We start from the raw sequence: 23492 nt of genomic DNA on the forward strand, positions 1-23492 counted from the left end.
CAGCTGCTACAAGGATCGTGGTGTTATGCGACCAACGATTGACTGTCGGCGGGTGTGCCCGGAACCGAGGCGCGGTATACTGCCGCGCCTTTTTAGCGTCGCGCCAGCATGCCCGGCGTGCCTTGAAAGGTGCTTGCGACCGACCGATGCACCCAAGCCGCAGGCACCTTATTGAATGTTCCCGAATTTTAGAGGAGCGCGACTCATGACCGTGATCAAGCAAGACGACCTGATTCAGAGCGTTGCCGACGCCCTGCAGTTCATTTCCTATTACCACCCCGTTGACTTCATCCAGGCGATGCACGAGGCCTACCTGCGCGAAGAATCGCCGGCAGCTCGTGATTCGATGGCACAAATCCTGATCAACTCGCGCATGTGCGCCACCGGCCACCGCCCGATCTGCCAAGACACCGGCATCGTTACCGTGTTCGTGCGCGTAGGCATGGACGTGCGTTGGGATGGCGCCACCATGGGCCTGGACGACATGATCAACGAAGGCGTGCGCCGGGCTTACAACCTGCCGGAAAACGTCCTGCGTGCCTCGATCCTCGCCGACCCGGCGGGCGCTCGCAAAAACACCAAGGACAACACCCCGGCCGTTATCCACTACTCCATCGTTCCGGGTAACACCGTGGAAGTGGACGTGGCGGCCAAGGGCGGCGGTTCCGAAAACAAGTCGAAAATGGCCATGCTCAACCCGTCCGACTCGATCGTCGACTGGGTATTGAAGACCGTTCCGACCATGGGCGCCGGCTGGTGCCCACCGGGCATGCTCGGCATCGGCATCGGCGGCACCGCCGAGAAAGCCGCTGTCATGGCCAAAGAAGTGTTGATGGAATCCATCGACATCCACGAGCTGAAGAAGCGCGGCCCGTCCAACCGTATCGAAGAGATGCGTCTGGAGCTGTTCGAGAAGGTCAACCAACTGGGCATCGGCGCCCAGGGCCTCGGTGGCCTGACCACCGTGCTCGACGTGAAGATCATGGATTACCCGACCCACGCCGCTTCGTTGCCGGTGTGCATGATCCCGAACTGCGCCGCCACCCGTCACGCCCACTTCGTGCTTGACGGTTCCGGCCCGGCTTCGCTGGAAGCGCCACCGTTGGACGCCTATCCGGAAATCGTCTGGGAAGCCGGTCCGTCGGCCCGTCGCGTCAACCTCGACACGCTGACCCCGGAAGACGTGCAGAGCTGGAAGCCGGGCGAAACCGTCCTGCTCAACGGCAAAATGCTCACCGGTCGCGATGCTGCGCACAAGCGCATGGTCGAGATGCTGAACAAGGGTGAAACCTTGCCGGTGGACCTGAAAGGTCGCTTCATCTACTACGTCGGCCCGGTTGATCCGGTGCGCGAAGAAGTGGTTGGCCCTGCCGGTCCGACTACCGCGACGCGGATGGACAAGTTCACCCGTCAGATCCTCGAGCAAACCGGCCTGTTGGGCATGATCGGCAAATCCGAGCGCGGCCCGACCGCGATCGAAGCGATCAAGGACCACAAAGCCGTTTACCTGATGGCAGTGGGCGGCGCGGCTTACCTGGTGGCGCAAGCCATCAAGAAATCCCGCGTGGTGGCTTTCGCCGAACTGGGCATGGAAGCGATCTACGAGTTCGACGTCAAAGACATGCCTGTGACGGTTGCTGTCGACAGCAAAGGCGAGTCGGTACACATCACCGGTCCTGCCATCTGGCAGCAAAAGATCAGTGAAAGCCTGGCGATTGAAGTGCAATAAGCGCTTTGGCTAACTAATAAAAAGGCGGCAGGAGCTATGCTCTTGCCGCCTTTTTTATTTGCCTTGCATATCTATGTCGAAGGTGGTGGATTTCAGCATGGGAATGCTCGACTTCGTCGTGATATGGTTCGCGCCCTCCGCAGACTTGTGTAATCCCCGGCATGTTTGAGTCTTCTCGCTCTTTGCGCATAACTCTATACACAATCTTTATCTTAGCTGGAGCCGCACTGGCTGCCGGTTTTGCCCTGCGTCACACCGAACGCCAAGCGCTGGTCGAAGACGCCGCGCGTGCCAATCAGCAATTGGCGCTCTACGCCAATTCCCTGCACACCCTGATTGATCGCTACCGCGCCCTCCCCGCCGTGCTGGCGCTGGACCCGGAGTTGCGCGGCGCGCTGAACGGTGAAGTGGGCCCCGAACAGCAGCTTGCGCTGAACCGCAAACTGGAAAAAATCAACGGCGCTGCGCAGTCCTCGACCCTGGAACTGCTCGACCGCACCGGCCTGGCCGTGGCCGCCAGCAATTGGCGTTTGCCCAGCAGTTACGTCGGCCACAACTACGGTTTTCGCCCCTATTTCAGCCAGACCCGCACCCAAGGCACCGGGCGCTTTTATGCCGTGGGCGTCACCAGCGGCATTCCGGGGTATTTCCTGTCCAGCGCGGTGACCAGCGACAGCGGCGAGTTCCTCGGCGCGATGGTGGTCAAGCTCGAGTTTCCAGAACTGGAACGCGAATGGCGTCAAGGCAGCGACACGCTGCTGGTCAGCGATGCACGTGGAATCATCTTCATCGCCAACCAGCCGGGCTGGCGCTATCGCCTGTTGAAACCCTTGAACGACAGCGATCATGCCGAGCTCAAGGTCACCCGCCAATACGACAAACAACCGCTGACACCGCTGGATTATCAATCGTTGCAGCGCTTCGACGATAACAGTGATCTGACCCGCGTCGTCGGTCCTGACGGCACGGCGAATTACCTGTGGGAATCCCTGCCGCTGACCACGGAAGGCTGGACCTTGCACTTGCTGCGCCGCCCGCAAGTCGCGTTCGAAGACAGCCGCAACGCCGCGCTCGCCGCTGCCGGGCTGTGGCTGGCGCTGGTGTTTCTGTTGCTGTTCCTCAACCAGCGCTGGCGTCTGGCCAAGATGCGCCAGCGCAGCCGTGAAGAACTCGAACAATTGGTGGAAGAGCGCACCCGCGACCTGCGCACCGCTCAGGACGGTCTGGTGCAATCGGCCAAACTCGCGGCCCTCGGCCAGATGTCCGCCGCCCTCGCCCACGAAATCAATCAGCCGCTGACCGCCCAGCGCATGCAACTCGCGACGTTGCGCCTGCTGCTCGATCACGGCCGGGTCGATGATGCTTACAAAGCGCTGAAACCGGTGGACGACATGCTCACGCGCATGGCCGCCCTCACCGGCCACCTGAAAACCTTCGCCCGCAAAAGCCCCAGTGGCTTACGCGAACGACTGGATTTGGCGGCGGTGGTGGACCAATCGCTGCAATTACTCGACGCGCGCTTGCGTGATGAGCAGGTCAGCACCGTGCTGCACCTGACGCGTCCGGCGTGGGTGCGCGGCGACGCGATTCGGCTGGAACAGGTGCTGATCAATCTCCTGCGTAATGCGCTGGACGCGATGCAGGACAAACCCTGCAAACGCCTGGAAATCCGCCTCGAAGCCGACGAGCAACTCTGGCGCCTGACCGTTACCGACAACGGTGGCGGCATCGCCGAAGAGCATCTGCCGAACGTGTTCGATCCGTTCTTCACCACCAAACCGGTGGGTGATGGCCTGGGCCTTGGCTTGGCCGTATCCTTTGCCATCGTTCACGAATCGGGCGGTCGCTTGAGCGCCGACAATCACGACAATGGCGCGGTGTTCACCGTGACCTTGCCCATCGACCTGGAGGCTCCCGGCCCATGCTGAACTCAGTGATGGTGGTCGACGACGAAAGCAGCATTCGCAGCGCCGTTGAACAATGGCTGAGCCTGTCGGGTTTTGAGGTGCAGCTGTTCAGCCGCGCCGATGAGTGCCTGGCGCAATTGCCCAGCCACTTCCCGGGCGTGATCCTCAGCGACGTGCGCATGCCCGGCATGAACGGGCTGGAGCTGCTGGCCGAAGTTCAGCGGCGCGATGCCGACTTGCCAGTGATTCTGCTGACCGGCCACGGTGATGTGCCGATGGCGGTCGAAGCGATGCGCGACGGCGCGTATGACTTTCTCGAAAAACCCTTCAGCCCGGAAACCCTCCTGAGCAGTTTGCGCAGGGCGTTGGACAAGCGTCGGCTGGTGCTGGAAAACCGCGCGCTGCATGAGCTGGCGGACAATCGCGCCAAACTCGACGCGACGCTGCTGGGCGTGTCCCGTGGCTTGCAGACGTTGCGTCGGCAGGTGCTGGACCTGGCGGCGCTGCCGGTCAACGTGGTGATCCGGGGTGAAACCGGCAGCGGCAAAGAGCTGGTCGCCCGCTGCCTGCACGACTTCGGGCCGCGTGCCGACAAGCCGTTTGTGGCGTTGAATTGCGCGGCGATTCCTGAGCAGTTATTCGAGGCTGAGCTGTTTGGCCACGAGAGCGGCGCGTTCACCGGCGCTTCGGGCAAGCGAATCGGCAAGCTCGAATACGCCGACGGCGGCACGCTGTTTCTCGATGAAATCGAAAGCATGCCGCTGGCCCAGCAAGTGAAATTGCTGCGGGTGTTGCAGGAGCAGAAGCTTGAGCGACTGGGTTCCAATCAGAGCATTCGCGTGGATTTGCGCATCATTGCCGCGACCAAACCTGATCTGCTGGATGAGGCGCGGGCCGGGCGGTTTCGTGAAGATTTGGCGTATCGCCTGAACGTGGCTGAATTGCGCCTGCCGCCCTTGCGCGAACGGCGTGAAGACATTCCGTTGTTGTTCGAATCGTTTGCGCAGAATGCCGCCGAGCGTTTGGGGCGGACATTTCCTCCATTGAGTGGCCCGCAGTTGAGCCATCTGCTGAGCCACGACTGGCCGGGCAATGTGCGCGAACTGGCGAACGTTGCTGAGCGGCAGGTGCTGGGGTTGGGTGAGCCGGAACCGGTCGGAATTGATCCCGGGCAGTCGCTGGCGGCGCAGGCGGAAGCGTTTGAAGCGCATTGCCTGCGATCGGCGTTGACCCGGCATAAAGGCGATGTGAAAGCGGTGCTTGAAGAACTGCAACTGCCGCGTCGGACCTTCAATGAAAAGATGCAGCGGCATGGATTGACGCGGGAGATGTTCTTCGGCGAATGATCGTTCCCACGCTCCGCGTGGGAATGCCTCAAGGGACGCTCCGCGTCCAGTGACGCGGAGCGTCACGGGCTGCATTCCCACGCGGAGCGTGGGAACGATCAATAGGCGGAAATCCGCTCATCCGCATATAAACCCTGAGCGACTATCCGCTCAACAAATCGTCCTACCCCCTCTAAACCGGCCCTCCTCCGATTGGCACACCTCCTGCTATAGCCCAGTCAGGCTGCGTTTCAACGCGCTCCACAAAAACAATTAAACGAAGGATCCTTCAATGGATAACTCCAACGCCCTGCCCCTTGGGTCGGCTGCCGTGCCCGCCAAAGAAAGAACCACCGCCAGTCGCATCAAGTCGATCTTCAGCGGCTCGGTCGGCAACATGGTCGAGTGGTACGACTGGTACGTCTACGCTGCCTTCTCCCTGTACTTCGCCAAGGCCTTTTTCCCGAAAGGCGACACCACCGCACAACTGCTGAACACCGCTGCGATCTTCGCCGTGGGCTTCCTGATGCGCCCGATCGGTGGCTGGCTGATGGGTCTGTACGCGGACAAGGCCGGTCGCAAGAAAGCACTGATGGCTTCGGTGTATCTGATGTGTTTCGGCTCGCTGCTGATTGCCCTGAGCCCCGGCTATGAAACCATTGGCATCGGCGCACCGATCCTGCTGATTTTCGCCCGCCTGCTGCAAGGCCTGTCGGTCGGTGGCGAGTACGGCACTTCGGCGACCTACCTCAGCGAAATGGCGACCAAGGAACGTCGCGGCTTCTACTCCAGCTTCCAGTACGTGACCCTGATTTCGGGTCAGCTCATCGCGTTGGCGGTGTTGATCGTGCTGCAACAAGTGCTGACCACCGAAGAGCTGTACGCCTGGGGCTGGCGCATCCCGTTCGCCATCGGCGCGCTGTGTGCCGTGGTCGCGCTGTACCTGCGTCGTGGCATGGAAGAAACCGAGTCGTTCACCAAGAAAGAGAAGGCCAAGGAAAGCGCAATGCGCACCTTGATGCGCCACCCCAAGGAACTGATGACCGTGGTCGGCCTGACCATGGGCGGCACCCTGGCGTTCTACACCTACACCACGTACATGCAGAAATACCTGGTGAACACCGTCGGCATGAGCATCTCCGACTCCACCACCATTTCCGCTGCCACGCTGTTCCTGTTCATGTGCCTGCAACCGATCATTGGCGGGCTGTCGGATAAAGTCGGTCGTCGTCCGATCCTGATTGCCTTCGGTGTACTCGGGACACTGTTCACCGTGCCGATCCTGACCACCCTGCACACGATTCAGAGCTGGTGGGGCGCGTTCTTCCTGATCATGGCGGCGCTGATCATCGTCAGCGGTTACACCTCGATCAACGCGGTGGTCAAAGCCGAACTGTTCCCGACCGAGATTCGTGCGCTGGGTGTTGGTTTGCCGTATGCGCTGACCGTGTCGATCTTCGGCGGCACCGCTGAATACATCGCGCTGTGGTTCAAGAGCATTGGTATGGAAACCGGTTACTACTGGTATGTGACGGCGTGTATTGCCGTGTCGTTGCTGGTGTACATCACCATGAAAGACACCCGCAAGCATTCGCGGATCGAGACGGACTGAGTCAGCCCGCGCAATAAAAACAGGGGCAGACCTTAACGGGTCTGCCCCTTTTCATTGAATAAACACAATCCCTGTAGGAGCCGGCTTGCTGGCGATGGTGTGTCAGCCAACACCCATGTCGCTGACATACCATCGCCAGCAAGCCGGCTCCTACAGGGATTGCGTCCGCTGGAAAATATGGGTTCATCCTTGCACTATGAACGCCATCCGCACAACGCCCAGGAATCCCTTCATGCCCGACGACATCCACTTCTACGAACCCGCCAACGGCCACGGCTTGCCGCATGACCCGTTCAACGCCATCGTCGGCCCACGCCCCATCGGCTGGATTTCCTCCCAGGACGCCAACGGCCGCTTGAACCTGGCGCCTTACAGCTTCTTCAACGCCTTCAACTACATTCCGCCGATCATCGGGTTTTCCAGCGTCGGCCGCAAAGACAGCCTGAACAACATCGAGCAGACCGGTGAATTCGCCTGGAACCTCGCCACCCGCCCGCTGGCCGAGCAGATGAACCAGAGCTGCGCCATGGTCGCGCCCGAGGTCAACGAGTTCGAACTGTCCGGCCTGACCCCGGTCGCCTCGAAAATCATTCAAGTGCCACGGGTAGCCGAAAGCCCGGTGTCCTTCGAGTGCAAGGTCACGCAGATCATTCAGTTGCAGCGGGCGGACGGTAACGTGGTGCCGAGCTGGCTGATTCTGGGCGAAGTGGTCGCCGTGCATATCGCCAAGTGGCTGTTGAAGGACGGGGTGTACGACACCGCCGCGGCAGAACCGATTCTGCGCGGCGGCGGGCCAGCGGATTACTTTCAGCTGGGGCCAGAGGCATTGTTCAAGATGTATCGCCCGGGGGCGGTCAAGTGATTACCAGAGCAGGTCGGCGTCTTCTTTGACGTCTTTGAGGCGGGTCAGCTCTTTGGCGGCGGCCAGATCAGCCTCGTTGGCAGTCTTGAAGATTTGCCCTTCAAGCACTTTGTGAAAACGTGGCGCACCGGTGCCACCGATGGCTTTGACGGCGATCGCGGCGTGGTAACCACCCTCGCCCGGTACTACAGCGGAAACAGCTTCGAAATGATCAAAGGCTTTACGTGCCATGTCGCGGATCCTGGCTGATTGAGAATGGAGCCATTAAACCCTCAACCCGCCATTTTGTGTACCCGTGACCGGGACTGCCACAGCGCCTGGTCGGCCGATACATCCTTGAATGTATGAAAATCCAGGCTGTTAACCACCAGCTCCTGCACCAGCTCGGCGAAAATCTCCATCGCAGGGGTGCCGAAATAAGCGGTCATCGCTTGCTGGTGAGTCCAGAAACCGGACACCAGCCACAACTCCGGATCGCATTGCGAATGCTGCAGGGAAAAGCTCAGGCAACCCGGCGCGTTGCGGGACGGCTCGATCAAGGCGCTCAGGCGCACACCGAGCTCCGCCGAACGCCCGGCGCGGGCACGAACAAACGCCATATGACTGACGGGGATCTGCGTAGACATGTTCAACCCTCCCAGGTACTCGAGTGGCAGCCGTGGGACGGGCTGCGACAGGATCAAAGGTTAAGCGCGCAGGTGGAAGCGCGGTTAGTCGATTCCTGCAGGCTTTTTGCACAATCCTGCGCGGCGTTTCGAATAACCTGTAACAACCTGTAAAAATCTTCATACCGATTAAACAAGGCTATCAAGCAAGTTTCCCTTGGCGGGCGCAGCCATAGAGGCACCGTTAATCCACTCAATGCAGAATCAGGCAAGGTTGAGGCAGGATGTGTCTACCGCTACGTCTTGCACAAACTTAAGCTCGGCTCATTACCCACCCCTCAGCGAGGATGCCCGGCATGTCGTCGTTCGATCACTTTCAAGCCCCGCTGGATGCCGACATGGAGAAACAGCGCGCTGAACTCGCTGCCATCATCCGTCGCAACACTACGGACGATGGCAATTATGCGACTGCCGTCGGCTCGCTGTTCATGTCCAGGCACAGCAAGTCCCATGACTTTGCCCCGGTGCTGGCCCAACCGGCGTTGTGCATCATGGCTCAGGGGCGCAAAGAGGTTCGGCTGGCCGACGAATTCTTCAATTACGACCCACTGAATTACCTGGTGGTCTCGGTCTCGATGCCGTTGAGCGGGCGCGTGGTGAATGTCACGTCTGAAGAGCCGATCCTCGCCGTGCGACTGGACATTGATCCAGCGGAAATCACCGCGCTGATTGCCGATGCCGGCCCCTTGGGCGTGCCCACCCGGCCGACGGGGCGCGGCTTGTATGTCGAACGGATCGATACGGCAATGCTCGACGCAGTGTTGCGTCTGGCCCGGTTGCTGGAAACCCCGAAAGACATCGCCATGCTCGCGCCGCTGATTCGTCGGGAGATTCTTTATCGGTTGTTGCGCAGTCAGCAGGGGCATCGGCTATATGAAATCGCGATCGCCAATAGCCAGAGCCACCGCATCAGCCAGGCAATCAAGTGGCTCAACGGCAACTATGAGCAACCGCTGCGCATCGATGATCTGGCGAAGGAAGTGAACCTGAGCGTGTCGACGTTGCATCACCGGTTCAAGGCGATGACAGCGATGAGTCCGTTGCAGTATCAGAAGCAGTTGCGACTGCAGGAAGCGCGGCGGCTGATGTTGGCTGAAGGGCTGGAAGCTTCGGCGGCGGGGTATCGGGTGGGGTATGAAAGCCCTTCGCAATTCAGCCGGGAGTACAGCCGGTTGTTCGGGGCGCCGCCGCTGCGGGATTTGGCGCGGTTGCGGTTGTCCGTCTGATCCGGATTCCGTGGAGTTGCGGATGACGCCATCGCTGGCAAGCCAGCTCCCACAGGGATTGTGGGTAATCACAAATTACGTGAACACCCATGAACCCTGTGGGAGCTGGCTTGCCAGCGATGAGGCCAGAAAATCCAGCAAGGCTCTAAAGTCAGGCGCCAAGCACGCGGCACGCCTCGGCCGGCAAGGTCACCGACACCGGATTGCCAATGCTCAACCCAAACCCCTGACACGGCGTGCTCAACGCCGTAAACGACACCCCGGAACACTCCACCGTCGTTTCAATCGTCGCGCCGATATCACGCACAAACGTCACCGTACCGAGCAATCGGTTCCCCGCCGTTGCCTGCGGATGCGACAGTTGCAGGTCCTCAGGACGAATCAGCATTTTCACTTTCTCACCGACCACAATGCTGCTGCAGATCGGCACTTCCAGCGCATCGCCACCCGGCAATCCAATCTTGCCGTTGCCCAGCGCAGTGGCCGGGAAGATGTTGCCCGAGCCGATGAAGTCCGCGACAAATTCGTTGGCCGGGTGCCGGTAGATTTCAATCGGCGTGCCCACTTGCTGCACCCGATGCTCACCCAACACCACCACGATATCGGCCATGGTCATCGCCTCGCGCTGATCGTGGGTCACCATGATCGTGGTGATGTTCAGGCGCTGTTGCAGCTGACGGATTTCCACCTGCATCGACTCGCGCAGCTTGGCGTCGAGCGCCGACAGCGGTTCGTCGAGCAGCAGAATTTTCGGGTGATTGGCAATCGCCCGGGCAATCGCCACGCGCTGGCGTTGACCGCCGGAGAGTTTGGCCACCGGGCGATCAATCATTTCCTGCAGCTGAATCAGCTCCAGCAACTCCACCACCCGCGCTTGCTGATCAGCTTTGCTGACGCCACGCAGTTTCAGCGGGTAGGCGATGTTCTCCCCCACCGTCATGTGCGGAAACAGCGCCAACGACTGGAACACCATGCCGAAATTGCGCTGATGCGCCGGCGTATGGCCGATGTCTTCACCGTCCAGGCGAATCTCGCCACCGCTCAGGGTTTCGAGCCCGGCGATCATTCGCAGCAAGGTGGTTTTACCGCAGCCCGACGGGCCGAGAAAACACACCAGTTTGCCTTCCGGCAAATGCAGGTTTACATCCTTTACCGCGCAGGCCGAGCCGTAATGTTTCTCGACGTTTTCCAGAATCAGACCAGACATATGAATCACCTCAAGAAATCAGAACGAAACGCCACCTTCACCGACCAGCTTCTCCAGCGCCCAGATCAGGACGAAGTCGATCAGCACGATCAGCACGGCAAACGAAAATACGGTGGGGTCGAGCGATGACACGGTGCGGCTGTACATCCAGATCGGCACGGTCATGACGTCGATGGTGTAGAGGAAATAGGTCACGGTGAATTCGTTGAACGAAACGATGAACGCCAGCAGCATGCCCGCCAGAATCCCCGACTTCATCAACGGCACCACCACATCAATAATCGCCCGCAGCGGTGAAGCACCGAGCATTTGCGCGGCCTCTTCGACTTCGCTGCCGATGGAGAGCATCGCCGCGGTGCAGTTCTTCACCACGAACGGCAACGCCAGAATCACGTGGGCAATCACCAGCCGCGACGTGGTCATCTGGAACGGCAGGCTGTCGAACACCAGCAGCAATGCCAGGCCCAATACCACCATCGGAAACACCAACGGCAGCGACATCAGTTGCAGCGCCACGGCTTTGCCACGGAACTCGCAACGGGTCAGCGCGTAGGCCGCCGGCACCGCCACAATCGTGGCGAAGACCATGGTCAGGCACGCCACCATCAGGCTGGTGGTCATGGCTTTGCCCAGGCTCAGCACATCACTGGAATCAGGCGACACGAAGGTGTGCCAGGCCGCCTTGTACCATTGCAGGCTGTAGCTGCTCGGCGGGAAGTCGAGGTTCGACGCACCGCTGAACGACATGACGATCATGGTCAGGATCGGCAACACCGCCAGCAGCAGGATGAAGCCTGAGAGGATGCCGGCAAACTTGCCGGTCTCGCCGGGCAGCAGGCCATAACGTTTCTTGGTCAACGTGCTCATTGCGAAGCCTCCAGCATGCGCCGACGACGGCCAGTGATGAATTCGGACAAGGTCATGATCGCGAGGGTGGTGACGATCAGCACCACGCCGGCAGCGGACGCGGCGGGCCAGTTCATCAGCGGGGCGATCTGGTCATGCACCATCACCGCCAGCATCGGCACGCGGCGGCCACCGAGCAGCAACGGCACCACGAAGCTGCTGGCGTTGTAGGCAAACACCAACGTCGCACCGGTGATGATCCCCGGCATGCTCATTGGCAGCACCACCTGGCGGAACACCTGGAAGCGACTCGCGCCCAGGGTAGCGGCGGCTTCTTCATACGTACGCGCAACGCCGCGCATGGCGCTGGCAATCGGCAGCACGGCCAACGGGAACGCTGTTTGCACCAGGCCCATCAATACGCCGTTTTGGTTGTAGAGCAGCATGATCGGGCGCTTGATCAGGCCCAGGCCCATCAGCGCCTGATTGAGCATCCCGCCCGGGCCGAGAATCACCAGCCAGCCGTAGCTTTGCAGCAGCAGGTTGACCAGCAACGGCAGCAGCACCGCCGCGAGGAAGATCCGTCGTACAAACGGTGAGGTCAGCCGCGACATGGTGTAGGCCACCGGGATCGCCAGCACCACCGCGATCACCGCGCTGATCAGCGCCAGGCGCAGGGTCAGCAGCAAGGACTTGAGGTAATAGGGTTCCAGCAATTGGGCGTAACTGGCCAGGCTGAACCCGGTCCATTCCGCGCCTTTGGTGCCGACGCTCATGCGCAGGACCAGCAGACTGGCGGCAATCAGCACGCCCAGAAACAGCATCGACGGCGTGAGGAAAAACCAGGCACGCGCCGTCGGCGAAACACCCCGGTTGGCGCGCGATGGAGCGGCGGCGACCGGATGAGTCAGAGGTTGGTGTTCCATAGCAAGGGTCTCGTCAATGGAAAGCAGCTGGCAAACACAGCCCTCAAAACCACCGAGCTTCCTGTGGGAGCTGGCTTGCCAGCGATGGCGGTCTGTCAGTCACATCTTGTTGACAGGACAGCCCTCATCGCGGGCAAGCCCGCTCCCACAGGGTTTTGCGGTGTTCGCGAGACTTGTGTTCGCCACTCGATCAGGAAGAAAAGATTTCCGTGTAACGACGAATCCATTGGTCATGCACAGAGGCCAGGAAGGCGTTGTCGTGCATGATCGCTTTCTCGGCAATCTGCTCCGGCGTGAGGATGTACGGGCTCTTGCGCGCTTCGGCGGAGATGATCGCCTTGGCGTTGACCGGGCCGTTGTAGATATCCTCAGCCATCTTGCCCTGCACCAGCGGGTCCAGAGAGTGGTTGATGAAGGCGTAGACCAGGTCGGTATCGCCCGGACGATTCTTCGGCATTACCGAGAGCATCAGGTCGGTGTAAAAACCTTCCTTCATGCCGAACGTGGCGCCCAGGCCGTAGGCCGGATCGCGAATCTGTTTCGGGAAGAAGGCCGGCGCGTACAGGCCGCCCATGTCCAGGGAACCGGTGCGGAACAGTTCGGCGATCTGGTTCGGGTTTTCACCCAGGGTCACCACACGATCTTTCAGCTCGGCGAGTTTCTTGAAGCCCGGCTCGATATTGTGCTCGTCACCACCGGCCAGTTTGGCGGCGATGATGATCAGGTCCATCGCTTCGGTCCAGTTCGGCGGCGGCAGGAAGATGTTCGGCGACAGCTCGGCGTCCCACAGGGCGGCGTAACTGTCCGGTGCTTCCTTGATGGTGCGGGTGCTGTAGACGAGGCTGTTGCACCAGAGCAAGTAACCGATGCCGTGGCCATTGGCGCCGGTGCGGTATTTCTCTGGTACGTCGACCAGGTTGGGAATGCGGTTGAGGTCGGGTTTTTCCAGCAGGTTGGCCGCGGCCAGGCCTTCAGCGCCGACGCCAGCCAGGGTGATGATGTCGTACTGCGGACGATCACCAGCTGCCTTGAGTTTCGCAACCATTTCCGACGTACTGCCGGTGCGGTCAGCGATGACCTTGCAGCCGTACTTGTCTTCGAAGGTGGCTGCGATATTTCGCAGTGCAGCGAGGCCGGTGTCATCGGACCAGGTCAGCAAGCGCAGGGTCTTGCCCTGAAAGCGCGTGTCGCTGGCATTGGCCTTTACGAAGGGCAGGCTCATGGCCGCCGCTGCCACCGAGGCCACGCCCACGGTTTTGATGAATTGACGTCTGTTCAGATCATGCTCGCCCATTACGGACTCCCTTTGTTTTTGTAGGTATAAGGCAGGTCGAAACTGTTGCATCCGCGCGCCCGGATCAGCGTTATCCCTCGTATTTTCGGGGGTTTGGCTGAACCAGCGGGTTCATCCTGAAGTCGTGTAAAACACCTGACTATCGATAAAAACTCATTGAAGCCATGACGCCAGCGCATGCCTCATCGCGAGGCATGCGCTGACCCTTTTCGAGCCGTCAGACCGCTCGAATCACGTGTTTGATTTCCTGGAAAGCCTGCAAACCCCACGGCCCCAATTCGCGGCCGATGCTGCTCTGTTTGTAGCCACCCCAGGCGGTCTGCGGAAAGATCACCTGCGGCGCGTTGATCCACACCAGCCCCGCCTGCAAGGCGTTGGCGACCCGATCCGCCGCCTCGGCGTCGCGTGTCACCACGCTGGCCACCAGACCGAACTGGCTGTCGTTGGCCAGGGCAATCGCCTCGGCTTCGGAGGCAAAACTGCGCACGCAGATCACCGGCCCGAAAATCTCTTCACACCACAACGCACTGTCGAGGGGCACTTCGGTGAAAATCGTCGGCTGCAAAAAATAACCGCGCGACAGGTCTGCCGGACGGTTGCCGCCGCAAATCAGCTTGGCGCCCGCGCTCAAACCACGATCGATGTGGCCCAGCACCCGCTGGTATTGCGCCTGATTGACCAGCGCGCCCATTTCCACGTTCGGGTCGAACGGGTCGGCGACGCGAATGGCTTCGGCGCGGGCCTTCAAACGAAGGAGGAATTCATCCGCCAGTTCATCAGCGACCAACACGCGGCTGGTGGCCGAACACATCTGCCCGGCGTTGAAGAAACCGCCGCCACAGGCCACTTCCACGGCCAACCCGATGTCGGCATCAGCCAACACCAGCAGCGAGGATTTGCCGCCCAGCTCCAGGCTCACGCCTTTGACGGTTTCCGCCGCGCGTTGCATGACCTGCACACCGACCGCGTTGCTGCCGGTGAAGGAGATTTTGGCGATGCGCGGGTCAGCCGACAGTGGCGCACCGACGGCCAGGCCCGTGCCACAGACGACGTTGAACACACCGGCGGGCAAGCCAGCCTCGGCAATGATCGTTGCCAGTTCCAGCTCTGGCAGCGGCGTGACTTCGGAAGGCTTGAGCACCACGCAGCAACCGGCTGCCAGGGCCGGGGCAAGTTTCCAGGCGGTGGTGACCATCGGGAAATTCCACGGCACGATCAGGCCGACCACGCCGCACGGTTCACGGCGCAAACGAGCGCTGAAATCGTCGGTCGGCAGCTCGACGTTGCTGTCTTGTCTGGCATCGAGGCCTTCGGCGAGACCTGCGTAATACTCGAACGTGGCGATCACGTCATCGACGTCGATGGCGGCTTCGAACAGCGGCTTGCCGTTGTTGCTCGACTGCAACTGCATCAAGTGGTCACGACCGGCCTGAACACCCGCAGCGATCTGGCGCAGGATCGCGCCGCGCTCGGTGCCGGTGGTTTTCGACCAGTCGCCGAAAGCCTTGGTGGCGGCGGTGACCGCTTGATCGACGGCTTGTCCATCGCCGCCATTCACGGTGGTCAACAGGGCTTCAGTCGCCGGGTTGATCACGCGCAAGTGTTCGTTGCCCGCCGACCATTGGCCATTGATATAAAGGCCGTCCAGAGTCGTCGGAAAGTTCATTTCGACACCGCCTTCATCCACGAAGTCTGATCGATTTCAATCAGGGTCGGGCCCTGACGATCAGCGGCGGTGCGCAAGGCACTGCGCAGTTGCTCGACACCGTTGACCGCTTCGGCAGCACAGCCCAACGCCTTGGCCACACCGATGAAGTCTGGGGTGTAGATGTCCACGCCCACCGGCTCGATGGCGCGGTTGACCATGTACTTCTTGATCTCTTCGTAGCCCTGGTTATTCCACAGCAGAACAATCACCGGGGTGCGCGCTTCAACCGCGCTGGCCAGTTCCGGCAGGGTGAATTGCAGGCCGCCGTCACCGATCAGGCACACCACCGGAGGACGCGCGCCGCCTTCAACGCTGCCACCGAGCCAGGCGCCAATCGCCGCCGGCAAGGCGTAACCGAGGGTGCCGTAACCGGTGGACGAGTTGAACCAGCGACGCGGGCGTTCCGGGTTGAAGGTCAGGTTGCCGGTGTACACCGGTTGGGTCGAGTCGCCGACGAAGACCGCGTCCGGCAATTCGTGCAGGACAGTTTCGAGGAAGCGGGTCTGGGCCAGGGCCGGCGCATCCCAAGTGGCGGCGAGGTCTTCGCGCAGACGGGCAGCACGGACCTGACCCCAATCGTTGCGGCGCTCGGCCAGCGAATGTTTGGACAGCTCGCTGAGCAAGGCTTGCGCGGCGTTGCGCGAGTCAGCCACCAAGGCGACTTTCGGCGGGTAGTTGCGCACGGTCTGGTCAGGGTCGATGTCCACACGCAGCAGCACGCCGGGAATTTCGAAGCCGCCGGCGAACGTGACGTCGTAATCGGTCTCGGCCAGTTCGGTGCCGATGGCCAATACCACATCGGCCTCGGCGACCAAGGCACGGGTGGCGACCAGGCTTTGGGTCGAGCCGATCAGCAACGGGTGATTGGATTCGAGCATGCCTTTGGCATTGATGGTCAGGGCCACTGGCGCGTCCAGCAGCTCGGCCAGTTCCGTCAGCTCCGCGGCCGCATCGATGGCACCGCCACCGGCAAGAATCAGTGGACGTTTGGCACCGGCCAGCAGCGCGGTCATGCGGCTGATCGCACTCGGCGAAGCACCGGCGCGGTCGATGTTCACGGGAAGGCTGGCGAGCAAGTCGTCAGCTTCTTCGACCAGCACGTCCAACGGAATTTCGATGTGCACCGGACGCGGACGACCGGCCTGGAACAGCGCGAAGGCGCGGGCCAACACGGCCGGCAATTCAGCCGCCGACATCAAAGTGTGAGAGAACGCCGCCACGCCGCCGACCAAAGCGCTCTGGTTCGGCAGTTCGTGGAGCTTGCCGCGACCGCCGCCCAACTGGCTGCGCGATTGCACGCTGGAGATCACCAGCATCGGGATCGAATCAGCGTAGGCCTGGCCCATGGCGGTGGTGATGTTGGTCATGCCTGGGCCGGTGATGATGAAGCACACACCCGGTTTGCCGCTGGTGCGCGCATAACCGTCGGCCATGAAACCGGCGCCCTGTTCGTGACGCGGCGTGACGTGGTTGATGCTCGAACGGGCCAGCCCGCGATACAGCTCCACGGTATGAACCCCAGGAATGCCGAACACCTGCTCGACCCCGTAATCTTCGAGTAACTTGACCAATACTTCGCCGCACGTCGCCATGTCTTTGCCCTTTTTGTTCGTTTGAGACGCCGGGCCTGCGCAGTGTTTATGATGCGTGGGCAGGTCCAGGGATGGCCTCATTGGAACGGGCGACACATAGCCGCAACAATGGATAAAAAGTCATACTAGCCATGTCCTCACGTCATACCTTGGATCCCCATGAAACGATTGCCTCCCCTGCCGGCGCTGCACACTTTTCTGATCACCGCGCAGTGCTGCAACTTCACCCGGGCCGCTGAACAGCTGTACATCACCCAGGGCGCGGTGAGTCGGCAGATCGCCGGGCTGGAAGAACATCTGGGTTATGAACTGTTTATCCGCCAGGCCCGCGGCCTCGACCTGACGGCCGAAGGACGCGAATGGCTGCCACGGGTCCAGCAGATTTTCGGCTTGATCGACGAGGCGGTTGAGCAGATCGGCGAGAAACGCAAAACCCTGCAACTCAAGGCGCCGACGTGCGTAATGCGCTGGTTGTTGCCGCGCCTGGTGCAGTGGCAACGGGAGCGTCCGGATGTGCCGGTGGAATTGACCACCACGGTGAAACACGGCGTGGATTTTCATCGCGAGCAGTTCGATGCGGCGGTGATTTATGGCGTACCGCCGGAGACGTCACTGACGTCCCATCGGCTTTTCGATGAGCAACTGACGCCGGTTTGCTCCCGGCCGTATCTCGAAGGGCCGGTGCCGTTGCAGGCGCCGGAGGATCTGGAACAACACATGCTGTTGCATCCGACCCGCGACGAGCGCGACTGGAAAGCCTGGCTGGCCAGCGCCAATATTCGCTTGAGCAATGTCGGCAAGGGTCAGCATTTCGAAACCCTGGACCTGGCGATGTCGATGGCGTCCCAGGGGACCGGTGTGGCGATTGGGGATTGGTCGTTGATCGGCGATGACCTGAGCGCTGGAAGGCTGGTCATGCCGTTTGAATTGAAGGTGAAAACGGGGTTGGCGTATTACCTGGTGTTCCCGGAAAAACCCGGGCCTTCGCCGAAGTTGCGCGAGTTGATGGGGTGGTTGGTGGAGCAGGCTCAGAGTCGCTGAGCCCCGAAAGCCTGACACGCCGATCGTTCCCATGCTCCGCGTGGGAATGCCTCTAGGGACGCTCCGCGTCCAGTGACGCGGAGCGTCACGGGCTGCATTCCCACGCAGAGCGTGGGAACGATCAGTGAGAGGGGATCAATACCCGACGGTGAACCGCTGCCGGGAGTGCTTCGGCGCTTCGACTTCATCAATCAGCGCAATCGCATAATCGGCGAACGTGATCCAGCTCCGCCCTGCACTGCTCACCAGTAAATCATCCTTCCCAACCCGAAACGAACCCGTGCGCTCACCTTCGACAAACTCTGCCGACGGCGACAGAAAGGCCCAGTCCAGATCCTGTTCCTGACGCAGGTTCTCCAGAAACAAAGCCCCGGCACCGGCCTCTGCCTTGTACTCGTCCGGGAAGCCCTTGCTGTCGATGACGCGAGTGCCGTCCGGCAGCAACAACGAACCCGCACCGCCCACCACCAGCAGACGTTTCACCCCGGCCCTTTTCACCGGCCCGACCACGGCGCTGGCGGGAAGGGTCGAAAAGTGCGCCGCGCTGATCACCACGTCATGACCCGCGACGGCCGCTTGCAACGCTTCGGCGTCAAGGGCATCAACGTTCCTGGCGACCACGCCAGCACGCGGGGTGATCTTCGAGGTGTCACGGGCGATGGCCGTGACGCTGTGACCACGACGCAGGGCTTCGTCCAGCAGTTGGCTGCCGGCACGGCCGGTGGCACCGATGATTGCGATTTTGCTCATGACGTTCTCCAGTTGGCTTGGGTATACGTGTATTCGTTTGGCACCCATCATTGTGGCGAGGGAGCTTGCTCCCGCTGGAGCGCGAAGCGCTCCCTGGCGCTGAGTCAGCCACACCGCATTCTCAGATTTTGCGACTGCTTCGCAGCCGAGCGGGAGCAAGCTCCCTCGCCACAGGTATCCTGCGGTTACATCAACTCACTCACCCCACTTCATCTCGCCCTTGGCGACTTTGGCGCTCAGCTCCAGCGAGCTCACTTCGCCCACTGCCGGGAAGCGTTTTTTCATCGCGGCGATCAGCGCGGCGGCGTCTTTGGCCTTGGGGGTTTCTTCGTCGAAGGCCTTGATGTAATCGGCGGTGAACTGCACGGCGGCCAGTGAACGGGCACTCTGACCCAGGTAATGACCCGGCACGATGGTTTTCGGTTTCAGGGTTTCGATGGAGTGCAGCGTAGCCAACCAATCGGCGTGGGATTGCGCGGTTTGGGTATCGGCCATCCACACGTGGATGTTTTCTGCGACGACCACGCCACCGACCACTGCCTTGATCGACGGGATCCATACAAAGGTCCGGTCCGGCTGCTTGCCGTCCAGGCCCACCACCTGCAACTTCTGCCCTTCCAGCATCAGGCTGTCGCCCTTGAGTACGCCTGGCACGATGGTTTTGGCCGGCACGTCGGTACCCATCTTCGGCCCCCAGAACGCCAGTTTGCCGTCGACGGTGTGCTTGATGTGATCAACGGTTGGCTGCGAGGCGAGCACTTTGGCGTCGGGGAACGCAGCGGTCAGGGTGTCGAGGCCGAAGTAGTAATCCGGGTCACCGTGGCTGATGTAGATGGTGGTCAGTTGCTTGCCGCTGGCGCGGATCTTTTCGACCACCTGTTCGGCCTGGGATTTGCCGAATTGCGCGTCCACCAGAATCGCTTCTTTCTCGCCGCTGACCAGCACCGAGGTCACCGGGAAGATCGCTTTGTCGCCCGGGTTGTAAACGTCCAGGGTCAGGGTCGATGCCGCCGCGGCATGGGCTGCGAAGCCGAGGGTGGCGGTGGCCAGCAAAATGCGCTTGAGAGAGGTGAGGCCGATCATCTGTTGCTCCGTGGTCCGAATGCCGTGTTTGGCGATGGGACAGAGCTTAGTTGCCTGACTCAGTACAAAAAATGCGATGCTTGAACATAGTTTGTTTCTGAAAGCGGGCAAATCATGGATCGTCTACAAGCAATGCGGGTGTTCGTCTCAGTGGTCGACCTCGGCAGCCAATCGGCCGCCGCCGATCATCTGGACCTGTCACGGCCGGTGGTTTCGCGTTATCTGGCAGAGCTGGAAGATTGGGTCGGCGCACGCCTGATGCACCGCACCACGCGCAAATTGAGCCTGACCGCCGCCGGCAGCGAAATCCTGCCTCGCTGTCGGCAGATGCTCGACCTGTCCACCGACATGCAAGCCGCCGTCAGCGAGCCGGATGAGGCGCCACGCGGCCTGCTGCGCATCAGCGTCAGCACCTCGTTCGGCCAGGCGCAACTGGCGGATGCCATGGCGGCTTACGTCAAACGCTATCCCGGTGTCAGCATCGACATGCAGATGCTCGACCGCACGGTGAACCTGGTGGATGAACGCATCGACCTGGCGATCCGCACCAGCAACGACCTGGACCCGAACCTGATCGCCCGGCGGCTGACGGTCTGCCGCTCGGTGATCTGCGCCTCCCCCGCTTACCTGCGCGAACACCCGACGCCGCAACGGGTCGAGGACCTGAGCCAGCACAACTGCCTGACCCATTCCTACTTCGGTAAAAGTCTCTGGCATTTCGAGGAAGACGGCGAGCCGGTGTCGGTGCCGGTGCAGGGCAACATCAGCGCCAACGAGGCCAGTACGCTGCTGCGCGCAACCATCGCCGGGGCCGGCGTGGCGATGCTGCCCAGTTATCAGGCGGGTGTGCATATCCACAACGGTGAGCTGATTCGCCTGCTGCCCCAGGCCGAGCCACGGCAGATGAGCGTGTACGCGGTGTACGCCTCACGCAAACACATGCCGGCGGCGCTGCGCAGCATGCTGGATTTTCTGGTGCTCAGATTCCCCGAAGAACCGACGTGGGATATCGGCTTGTAAACACTTCCCCTGTGGGAGCTGGCTTGCCTGCGATGGCGTCGTCACATCCAACAATGATGCCGACTGACAGCCCGCTATCGCGAGCAAGCTCGCTCCCACAGGGTTCATCAGTGTTCTGAATGGCGGGTTACATGCGCTGGACGTGTGACTGGCATCTCACCCGCGCTGACCTATGCTGAAAGGAGTACCTAAGGGTATTCGTTCAGAGGTCAACGCCATGAACATCAAAACAAGAAGATACCTCGCCATTTTCATCACCTGCGCGGCGACGTTGGCGCTGTATGGCACCGCCGCCTGGCGTGTCGAGCAGTTGCGACAACTGCCCCGTGAAACCGCGAGTTGTAATTACGAGCATTGCATTCCCCACAACGCGACCCTCAACGCCCTTCGGTAACGAAGGCGGTCAGGCCTCGTTGTCCTGATCGGCCTTCAAGCGGTCGCGAAACGCCTTGGGCGAGATCCCCACCCGGCGTCGGAACAGGCGCGTGAAGTTGGTCGGATCGGAAAACCCCAACACGTCAGACATTTCGTAAATGGTCATGCTGGTATAGGTCAGCAAGCGCTTGGCCTCCAGCAACTGACGCTCGTGCATGATCTGCAACGCCGGTTGCCCCGCCAGCTCACGGCAGGTGCCATTGAGGTGGGACACGGAAATCCCCAGCCGATGCGCCAGATCCTCGACCTTGACGTGCTGACGATACGTCTCCTCCACCAACTGGATAAATCCGTTGAGGTATTCCCGGGCCCGTTGCGGACGCTGACTGGCAGCGCGGCGCGAAATCACCTGACGGCTGACCCACACCATGATCACGCTGACCAGCGAATGCATGAGCATCTCGCGCGCGGGCTGGTGGCCGGTGTATTCGTCTTGCAGCGCCGAAAACAGGCTATTGAGGTAGTCGCTTTCCTTGCCCGCCGGGTAACTTTCGGCCTGGGCCAGTGCGCTAACCGAGTTGCCCAGTTGCGCCTGGAGATGGGCAACCAGCGGCGCGGCGAGGGTCACGACGAACCCTTCGACGTCCTCGGAAAACCGATAACCATGCACCGATAACGGCGGCAGGATCAGGATGGCCGGCTCAGTCAGTTGCGTCTGTTTGCCTTCGATTTCAAGCTCTGCCTGACCTTTGAAAACGAAGAGCAACTGGCATAAATCAGCATGACGGTGGGGTTTGATTTCCCATTGGTGTTCGCGGCTGCGTTTGGAAATGGTTTCACAGTGCAGCAAGTCGGGGGTCGGCCAGTCCAGGCTTTCACCGTAGAGCTTGAACACTGGAATCGAAGGCAGGTCAGGCTTGTTCATCACTTCAATCCAGGCCTCAAAGGGTTACGGGCGATAATCGCACCGATTGGCAGAATGTACAGGTATCGGCTCAGTTTTCACCTTCAATTGACAGACCCGCAAGAGAAAAATGCAAGCACTCGATCCATAAAAATCATTCACCGGCCGTGGTCGCGTGAAGCTTGCGAGTCATAAAAACAATGAAAATGCTGAAAACCCAAATCGCCATCATTGGCGCCGGTCCCGCTGGTTTGCTGCTCGGCCAGTTGCTGCATAACGCCGGAATCGACACCCTGATCCTCGAACGCCAGGCCCCCGACTATGTGCTCGGGCGTATCCGCGCCGGTGTCCTCGAACAAGGCATGGTAGAGCTGTTGCGCCAGGCCGGGGTGGGTCAACGCATGGACGCCGAAGGACTGGTCCATGGCGGTTTCGAACTGGCCCTAGACGGGCGTCGGGTGCACATCGATCTGCAAGCACTGACCGGTGGCAAAACCGTGATGATCTACGGCCAGACCGAAGTCACCCGCGACCTGATGGCCGCTCGTCGGGAGGCTGGCGCGCAGACCATTTACCAGGCCGCCAACGTCGTGCCGCATGGGATGAAAACCGCAGAACCGTTCGTGACGTTCGAGAAGGATGGCGAGACGTATCGCCTCGATTGCGACTACATCGCCGGGTGCGACGGCTTCCATGGTGTGGCGCGGCAGTCGATTCCCACGGAATGCCTGAAGGTCTTCGAGCGGGTCTATCCGTTTGGCTGGCTCGGCATTCTCGCCGATACGCCGCCGGTCCACGCGGAGTTGGTCTACGCCCGCCACGAGCGCGGTTTTGCCCTGTGCAGCATGCGTTCGGCGACCCGCACGCGGTACTACCTGCAGGTGCCGGCGGATGAGAAAGTTGAGGACTGGTCAGATCAGCGCTTCTGGGACGAGCTCAAATTGCGTCTGCCCTCTGCGTTAGCCGAATCGCTGGTGACCGGGCCGTCTATCGAAAAAAGCATCGCGCCGCTGCGCAGTTTTGTGGTCGAACCGATGCAGTACGGGCGCATGTTTCTGGTCGGCGACGCCGCGCACATCGTCCCGCCCACCGGTGCCAAAGGCCTGAACCTGGCGGCCAGCGACGTCAGCACCTTGTTCACGATTTTGCTGAAGGTTTACCGTGAGGGGCGTCTGGATTTTCTGGAAAAGTACTCCGAAATCTGCCTGCGCCGGGTCTGGAAAGCCGAACGGTTTTCCTGGTGGATGACTTCGATGCTGCACCGTTTCGATGATCACGACGCCTTTAGTCAGCGCATCTGCGATTCGGAGCTGGACTACTTCGTGCACTCCGAGGCGGGTCGAAAAACTATTGCAGAAAATTACGTCGGGCTTCCTTACGAGGCTATCGAATAGCCTGCTACCGACTTACACTGGCGAGC

General features: G+C 60.8%; 21 protein-coding genes. 10 read left to right on the top strand and 11 right to left on the bottom strand.

The annotated features are described in order from the left end of the window. Nucleotides 1-205 precede the first annotated feature (205 nt). The 5 genes from ACYZT8_RS23250 (at nucleotide 206) to ACYZT8_RS23270 (ending at nucleotide 7435) form a co-directional block, all read left to right on the top strand. Nucleotides 206-1729, top strand: coding sequence for a fumarate hydratase (locus tag ACYZT8_RS23250; protein WP_461976267.1), 1524 nt, complete (start codon nucleotides 206-208; stop codon nucleotides 1727-1729). Between the two features lie 161 nt (nucleotides 1730-1890). Next, nucleotides 1891-3657: a sensor histidine kinase gene (locus ACYZT8_RS23255; RefSeq protein ID WP_461976269.1), complete on the top strand. Its 1767-nt coding sequence runs from the start codon at nucleotides 1891-1893 to the stop codon at nucleotides 3655-3657. Further along, nucleotides 3651-4982 (top strand): sigma-54-dependent transcriptional regulator, encoded by a 1332-nt coding sequence (locus tag ACYZT8_RS23260; RefSeq protein WP_461976271.1) that lies wholly within the window; start codon nucleotides 3651-3653, stop codon nucleotides 4980-4982. The genes ACYZT8_RS23255 and ACYZT8_RS23260 overlap by 7 nt, the downstream gene beginning before the upstream one ends. Before the next feature lie 271 nt (nucleotides 4983-5253). Then, nucleotides 5254-6573, top strand: coding sequence for an MFS transporter (locus tag ACYZT8_RS23265; protein ID WP_461955433.1), 1320 nt, complete (start codon nucleotides 5254-5256; stop codon nucleotides 6571-6573). Nucleotides 6574-6805: 232 nt separating this feature from the next. Beyond that, nucleotides 6806-7435, top strand: coding sequence for a flavin reductase family protein (locus ACYZT8_RS23270; protein WP_461976273.1), 630 nt, complete (start codon nucleotides 6806-6808; stop codon nucleotides 7433-7435). Here the strand turns inward: ACYZT8_RS23270 and ACYZT8_RS23275 are convergent, their stop codons facing one another. Further along, a complete protein-coding gene (locus ACYZT8_RS23275) occupies nucleotides 7436-7666 on the bottom strand; it encodes a hypothetical protein (protein ID WP_083375873.1) in 231 nt (76 codons plus the stop codon). A gap of 41 nt (nucleotides 7667-7707) precedes the next feature. Further along, complete coding sequence (locus ACYZT8_RS23280) at nucleotides 7708-8061, bottom strand: antibiotic biosynthesis monooxygenase family protein (protein WP_461976276.1); 354 nt, start codon at nucleotides 8059-8061, stop codon at nucleotides 7708-7710. A gap of 335 nt (nucleotides 8062-8396) precedes the next feature. Here ACYZT8_RS23280 and ACYZT8_RS23285 point away from each other — a divergent pair, with 335 nt between their 5' ends. Continuing rightward, on the top strand, nucleotides 8397-9326 hold the full coding sequence (locus tag ACYZT8_RS23285; protein WP_461976278.1) for an AraC family transcriptional regulator: 930 nt from the start codon (nucleotides 8397-8399) through the stop codon (nucleotides 9324-9326). Between the two features lie 151 nt (nucleotides 9327-9477). Here the strand turns inward: ACYZT8_RS23285 and ACYZT8_RS23290 are convergent, their stop codons facing one another. The 6 genes from ACYZT8_RS23290 to ACYZT8_RS23315 form a co-directional block, all read right to left on the bottom strand. Continuing rightward, complete coding sequence (locus ACYZT8_RS23290; RefSeq protein WP_461955438.1) at nucleotides 9478-10533, bottom strand: ABC transporter ATP-binding protein; 1056 nt, start codon at nucleotides 10531-10533, stop codon at nucleotides 9478-9480. Between the two features lie 18 nt (nucleotides 10534-10551). Next, a complete protein-coding gene (locus ACYZT8_RS23295; protein ID WP_094470951.1) occupies nucleotides 10552-11400 on the bottom strand; it encodes an ABC transporter permease in 849 nt (282 codons plus the stop codon). Next, complete coding sequence (locus tag ACYZT8_RS23300; RefSeq protein ID WP_461976281.1) at nucleotides 11397-12305, bottom strand: ABC transporter permease; 909 nt, start codon at nucleotides 12303-12305, stop codon at nucleotides 11397-11399. The genes ACYZT8_RS23295 and ACYZT8_RS23300 overlap by 4 nt, the downstream gene beginning before the upstream one ends. 190 nt (nucleotides 12306-12495) lie before the next feature. Then, on the bottom strand, nucleotides 12496-13599 hold the full coding sequence (locus ACYZT8_RS23305; RefSeq protein WP_131063254.1) for an extracellular solute-binding protein: 1104 nt from the start codon (nucleotides 13597-13599) through the stop codon (nucleotides 12496-12498). Nucleotides 13600-13816: 217 nt separating this feature from the next. Next, nucleotides 13817-15265 (bottom strand): aldehyde dehydrogenase family protein, encoded by a 1449-nt coding sequence (locus ACYZT8_RS23310; protein ID WP_461976283.1) that lies wholly within the window; start codon nucleotides 15263-15265, stop codon nucleotides 13817-13819. Next, a complete protein-coding gene (locus ACYZT8_RS23315; protein ID WP_461976285.1) occupies nucleotides 15262-16899 on the bottom strand; it encodes a 5-guanidino-2-oxopentanoate decarboxylase in 1638 nt (545 codons plus the stop codon). The genes ACYZT8_RS23310 and ACYZT8_RS23315 overlap by 4 nt, the downstream gene beginning before the upstream one ends. Nucleotides 16900-17058: 159 nt before the next feature. Here ACYZT8_RS23315 and ACYZT8_RS23320 point away from each other — a divergent pair, with 159 nt between their 5' ends. After that, a complete protein-coding gene (locus tag ACYZT8_RS23320) occupies nucleotides 17059-17940 on the top strand; it encodes a LysR substrate-binding domain-containing protein (RefSeq protein WP_461976286.1) in 882 nt (293 codons plus the stop codon). A 135-nt stretch (nucleotides 17941-18075) separates the two neighbouring features. On the opposite strand, the gene ACYZT8_RS23325 is transcribed toward ACYZT8_RS23320, so the two are convergent. Both ACYZT8_RS23325 and ACYZT8_RS23330 read right to left on the bottom strand, forming a co-directional pair. After that, on the bottom strand, nucleotides 18076-18690 hold the full coding sequence (locus tag ACYZT8_RS23325; RefSeq protein ID WP_461976288.1) for an NAD(P)-dependent oxidoreductase: 615 nt from the start codon (nucleotides 18688-18690) through the stop codon (nucleotides 18076-18078). Nucleotides 18691-18885: 195 nt separating this feature from the next. Continuing rightward, nucleotides 18886-19773 (bottom strand): MBL fold metallo-hydrolase, encoded by an 888-nt coding sequence (locus ACYZT8_RS23330; RefSeq protein WP_461976290.1) that lies wholly within the window; start codon nucleotides 19771-19773, stop codon nucleotides 18886-18888. A gap of 114 nt (nucleotides 19774-19887) precedes the next feature. Between ACYZT8_RS23330 and ACYZT8_RS23335 the strand changes: the two genes are divergently transcribed. Together ACYZT8_RS23335 and ACYZT8_RS23340 are read left to right on the top strand one after the other, a co-directional pair. Next, nucleotides 19888-20793: a LysR family transcriptional regulator gene (locus ACYZT8_RS23335; protein WP_461976292.1), complete on the top strand. Its 906-nt coding sequence runs from the start codon at nucleotides 19888-19890 to the stop codon at nucleotides 20791-20793. A gap of 217 nt (nucleotides 20794-21010) precedes the next feature. Then, nucleotides 21011-21187, top strand: a complete 177-nt coding sequence (locus tag ACYZT8_RS23340) for a hypothetical protein (RefSeq protein WP_461976294.1) — start codon at nucleotides 21011-21013, stop codon at nucleotides 21185-21187. A 9-nt stretch (nucleotides 21188-21196) separates the two neighbouring features. Here ACYZT8_RS23340 and ACYZT8_RS23345 read toward each other — a convergent pair whose 3' ends face one another. Beyond that, a complete protein-coding gene (locus tag ACYZT8_RS23345) occupies nucleotides 21197-22093 on the bottom strand; it encodes a helix-turn-helix domain-containing protein (RefSeq protein WP_461976296.1) in 897 nt (298 codons plus the stop codon). A 188-nt stretch (nucleotides 22094-22281) separates the two neighbouring features. Between ACYZT8_RS23345 and pobA the strand changes: the two genes are divergently transcribed. After that, nucleotides 22282-23466 (top strand): 4-hydroxybenzoate 3-monooxygenase, encoded by a 1185-nt coding sequence (gene pobA, locus ACYZT8_RS23350; RefSeq protein ID WP_461982594.1) that lies wholly within the window; start codon nucleotides 22282-22284, stop codon nucleotides 23464-23466. Nucleotides 23467-23492: the final 26 nt, after the last annotated feature.

This window comes from Pseudomonas sp. LB3P93 (genome assembly GCF_054898025.1).

Coding starts and splice junctions, on each gene's coding strand:
- ACYZT8_RS23250 (WP_461976267.1), top strand. CDS start 206: ATGACCGTGATCAAGCAAGACGACCTGATTCAGAGCGTTGCCGACGCC.
- ACYZT8_RS23255 (WP_461976269.1), top strand. CDS start 1,891: ATGTTTGAGTCTTCTCGCTCTTTGCGCATAACTCTATACACAATCTTT.
- ACYZT8_RS23260 (WP_461976271.1), top strand. CDS start 3,651: ATGCTGAACTCAGTGATGGTGGTCGACGACGAAAGCAGCATTCGCAGC.
- ACYZT8_RS23265 (WP_461955433.1), top strand. CDS start 5,254: ATGGATAACTCCAACGCCCTGCCCCTTGGGTCGGCTGCCGTGCCCGCC.
- ACYZT8_RS23270 (WP_461976273.1), top strand. CDS start 6,806: ATGCCCGACGACATCCACTTCTACGAACCCGCCAACGGCCACGGCTTG.
- ACYZT8_RS23275 (WP_083375873.1), bottom strand. CDS start 7,666: ATGGCACGTAAAGCCTTTGATCATTTCGAAGCTGTTTCCGCTGTAGTA.
- ACYZT8_RS23280 (WP_461976276.1), bottom strand. CDS start 8,061: ATGTCTACGCAGATCCCCGTCAGTCATATGGCGTTTGTTCGTGCCCGC.
- ACYZT8_RS23285 (WP_461976278.1), top strand. CDS start 8,397: ATGTCGTCGTTCGATCACTTTCAAGCCCCGCTGGATGCCGACATGGAG.
- ACYZT8_RS23290 (WP_461955438.1), bottom strand. CDS start 10,533: ATGTCTGGTCTGATTCTGGAAAACGTCGAGAAACATTACGGCTCGGCC.
- ACYZT8_RS23295 (WP_094470951.1), bottom strand. CDS start 11,400: ATGAGCACGTTGACCAAGAAACGTTATGGCCTGCTGCCCGGCGAGACC.
- ACYZT8_RS23300 (WP_461976281.1), bottom strand. CDS start 12,305: ATGGAACACCAACCTCTGACTCATCCGGTCGCCGCCGCTCCATCGCGC.
- ACYZT8_RS23305 (WP_131063254.1), bottom strand. CDS start 13,599: ATGGGCGAGCATGATCTGAACAGACGTCAATTCATCAAAACCGTGGGC.
- ACYZT8_RS23310 (WP_461976283.1), bottom strand. CDS start 15,265: ATGAACTTTCCGACGACTCTGGACGGCCTTTATATCAATGGCCAATGG.
- ACYZT8_RS23315 (WP_461976285.1), bottom strand. CDS start 16,899: ATGGCGACGTGCGGCGAAGTATTGGTCAAGTTACTCGAAGATTACGGG.
- ACYZT8_RS23320 (WP_461976286.1), top strand. CDS start 17,059: ATGAAACGATTGCCTCCCCTGCCGGCGCTGCACACTTTTCTGATCACC.
- ACYZT8_RS23325 (WP_461976288.1), bottom strand. CDS start 18,690: ATGAGCAAAATCGCAATCATCGGTGCCACCGGCCGTGCCGGCAGCCAA.
- ACYZT8_RS23330 (WP_461976290.1), bottom strand. CDS start 19,773: ATGATCGGCCTCACCTCTCTCAAGCGCATTTTGCTGGCCACCGCCACC.
- ACYZT8_RS23335 (WP_461976292.1), top strand. CDS start 19,888: ATGGATCGTCTACAAGCAATGCGGGTGTTCGTCTCAGTGGTCGACCTC.
- ACYZT8_RS23340 (WP_461976294.1), top strand. CDS start 21,011: ATGAACATCAAAACAAGAAGATACCTCGCCATTTTCATCACCTGCGCG.
- ACYZT8_RS23345 (WP_461976296.1), bottom strand. CDS start 22,093: ATGAACAAGCCTGACCTGCCTTCGATTCCAGTGTTCAAGCTCTACGGT.